Source organism: Sphingobacterium sp. UBA6645 (genome assembly GCF_002455685.1).
In the GTDB taxonomy this organism is placed as follows: Bacteria; Bacteroidota; Bacteroidia; order Sphingobacteriales; family Sphingobacteriaceae; genus Sphingobacterium; species Sphingobacterium hotanense.
In genome coordinates, this window is the sequence record NZ_DKLH01000076.1 from 1 (window position 1) to 249 (window position 249).

Sequence of the window (249 nt, forward strand, 5' to 3'; positions counted from 1 at the left end):
TACCGCCTATATAGTTCAAAATTGTATAGAAGCCAATTGGACGCCTATGCGTCGAGACGTTTCACTAAACGTCTCCTGTGAAAAATACAAATTCAATTCATTCCTTTAATTCCCACCGAGCCCAATCCTGTCAATCCTAAAATCCTTCCTTTCCTGGTTCAAAACAAACTTTCCTACCCTAGTTCAAACCAATGGTTCAAGACACAGCAGCCTCCAGTTCTAAAGTCTAATATCTAAAATCTAATATCT